Origin of the sequence: Salegentibacter sp. (genome assembly GCF_041642575.1) — a bacterium.
Lineage (GTDB): Bacteria > Bacteroidota > Bacteroidia > Flavobacteriales > Flavobacteriaceae > Salegentibacter.
The window spans coordinates 1-3248 of sequence record NZ_JBEPWD010000157.1; the positions used below are offsets into that span (position 1 = coordinate 1).

The window sequence follows — 3248 nt, forward strand, 5'->3', positions numbered from 1 at the left end:
TTCTTAATCTTAAATAAGAACCGTCTTCAATATAGCGTGTTGAAGGGCGGGCGTTATTGTTAGGATCTCCAAAAATGGCACGAGGCATGGTGTTGCTGGTGCCTTCGCCAGTCCAACGGTCAAGAACCGCGGTAGACTGGTTACTGGTAACGGCCATACCTTCAGTAAAAATTCGGTTGGCGTTAAAGATGTCATTTCCGTAGACTCCCTGAAGGAAAATATTCAGATCAAAATTCCCCATTTTAAAGGTATTATTAAAGGAATATGTGAAATCGGGGTTTGGATTACCAATAATGGTACGGTCATCGTCATTTATGACACCGTCATTATTTAAATCCTTATACCTGATATCTCCCGCAGCGGTACTGGTAGCAGGATCATTCCCGGCAACCTGCACGGCGGCATTGTCTACTTCTTCCTGGGTTTGGAAAATTCCCGCTTCCTCAAATCCGTAGAAAACATTCACCGGATAATTTGGCTGAATTCTGGCCAGATTATAATTAAGGCCTATTCCGCCGGTTGTCATTGGGGTATCGCTATTAATATTCATCACCTCGTTATCGTTGTAAGTGAATACGAAATCTGAGGTCCAGCTGAAGTTTTCCTTTTCGATATTTTGTGTAGTTAGTAAAACTTCCACCCCCTGGTTTCTTATCTTCCCAGCATTGATAGAAGGCACAAAAACATCAGAATATCCTGAGGTTACCGGCACCGCCATTGGCACAAGCATATCTTCGGTATCCTTTCGGTAAAGATCGAGGGTTAAGTCTACTCTATTATCGAACAAAGTGGCATCCACTCCAAAGTTGTATTGTTTCTGGGATTCCCACTGCACGTTGGCATTGGGTAAAACCGTAGGAACCGCAGCTGTTACCAGGTTTCCGTTGAAATTATATAGATTGGTGTTATAGGAAGAGGCAAAGGCATAGTTTCCTATCTCCTGGTTTCCGGTAATTCCATAACCCGCACGAATTTTCAGATCGTTGATGTTTTCAGAATCGACAAGAAAATCTTCTTCTGAGAGTCTCCATGCTGCAGATGCAGAAGGGAAAGTTCCGTATTTATTTCCTTCACCGAATCTGGAGGAGCCGTCACGACGTACCGTAGCGGTTAGCAAATATTTACTTCGGAAATCGAACGTCCCACGAGCAAAATATGAGAATATTGCCCATTCTGATTCCGTTCCGCCAATTTCCTGCTGGTCGGTTCCACTGTCCAGTTGCTGGGTAGATTCGCTGGCAAAATTCTGAATGGATCCTCCCATTGTCTTAAACCTGTTTTCCTGAGCACTGGTACCTACCACTCCGGTAAATCTGCTTCCGTCTTCAAAGCGTTTCTCGTAGGTAAGGGTATTATCCCAAAGTAGGGTTATGCTCCGGTTGGAAGATTCCGATAGAAATTCGTTCTGACCGATGTGGGCATCCCATTCATAAGAAGGAGCCCAGGTTCTACCAAACCAGAAGTTTGTTTCCCCGCCAAAGAGCGTTTTAAAGGTAAAATCTTCAAGGAAATCCAATTCGGCAAAAACTGATCCCTGGATGTTGTAACCTTCGGTAGAGTTATCTACAATATTTGCCTTACCAATAGGATTTTCTACGTCTCCGTAATATAAAGGCTGACCAAGCGGTCCCGAGAAATCACCGTCTTCGCGATAGATTGGATTGGTAGGAAGTGAAAAAATCGCGTTATTGATATTAGTATCTCCGCTTTCCTTTTGATCATAATTCATTTTGAGGTTATTCCCAAAACGAAGGTTATCGTTGATCTCGGTTTCACTGTTAAATTGAAAGATGTAGCGTTCGTAATCGTTATTGATAATAATCCCTTTCTGATCAAAGGCATTTAACGAAGTATACACCTTAGTATGTTCATTTCCATTGCTGAAGGAAACAGTGAAATTGTTCTGCCTTCCGGTTGTGAATAAGGCATCCAGCCAGTCTGTACCTTCGCCAAGCGAAGAAGGATCAGCATATTCAGGATTTGTTTCATATCCGGCATTGGAGAGCATTTCATTATTAAATTCAGCAAACTGACGGGCATTTAAAACGTCAATCATATCGGTAGAATGCTGAATCCCTGAAAAGGCTTCCACATTAAACTGCCCTTTTCCGTCTTTCCCGCTTTTGGTGGTAATTATTACAACCCCATTTGCTCCACGTGAACCGTAAATAGCAGTGGCCGAAGCATCCTTCAAAACCTGCAGTGACTCAACATCCTGCATGTTCACCTGATTTAAACCGCCGTTTAGTGGCACTCCATCTACCACTACCAAAGGGTCGTTATTCCCAATTGTCCCAATTCCACGAATTCTAATAGTAGGATTTGTCCCCGGAGCACCTGAGGTAATTACCTGTACGCCGGCAGCCCTACCTTGCATGGCATCACCGATGTTTGAAGCCGGCTGCGATTCTACATCATCCAGATCTATAGAAGCGACAGATCCTGTTAGGTCTCGTTGTGTTGTCTGGCCGTAACCAATCACTACCACCTCCTCAAGGGCGTCGGCGTCTGATTCCATTACGATCTCAACTTCTTCGGAAGTAGCTTCAAACGTTTGCGTTACATAACCTAAAAAACTCACTTCCAGTTGAGCATTTTCACTTACGACAAGCTCAAAATTTCCGTCAAAATCGGTTACCGCACCATTACTGGTTCCTACTTCTACTACCGATGCACCTGGTAGTGGAATTCCCGTTTCGTCGAGAACAATCCCGCTAACGGTAATATCAGAACCTTGTGCCCCTGCAAAAAGTGGAAGGCAGAAAAGGAGCATCAACGTCACTTTCGCCCGTAGTCCTCTAATTCTTAAAATTTTAAATTCATTTCGCATTTGCTAAAATTTAATGTCTGTTAAAAAGTTTTTGTGTCAGTTAATCATAGACACCTCAAACTTCGAAAAATTAAGGCTTCCTTTTAGATTTTCAAAAATCCATATAGAAAAATACACAAGTAAATAAATTATAATTTATTGTATATCAGATTTTTAGATAAAATTATATACGTAGAAATATATAGAAAATAAGAGGTGCTACAAAAGAAAATTAGAGCTTAAGCGTGGTATTTTCGATCAGTTTATCGTCAAAATCCTTTTTATCCAGCCGTGATTTTTTCCTAATCTTGGTTTTATAAGCGTAGATAGAGTTAACGGAATACCCAAGGATTTGAGCGATGATTTCGTTGTGTTTAATTCCGAGTCTTATTAAGGCAAAAATGCGGAGTTCTTTATTGAGGAGCTGACCATTTTTCAG

Annotated in this window: 1 protein-coding gene and 1 pseudogene; both read right to left on the minus strand. The window is 41.8% G+C overall.

Translation table 11 applies throughout. From position 1 onward, the window contains the following. A partial coding sequence (locus tag ACESK1_RS12740) for a SusC/RagA family TonB-linked outer membrane protein (RefSeq protein ID WP_372920557.1) occupies window positions 1-2830 on the minus strand: 2830 nt, incomplete at its 3' end. 211 nt (window positions 2831-3041) lie between these two features. Continuing rightward, a pseudogene (locus tag ACESK1_RS12745) lies at window positions 3042-3248 on the minus strand (transcriptional regulator); the annotation flags it as partial.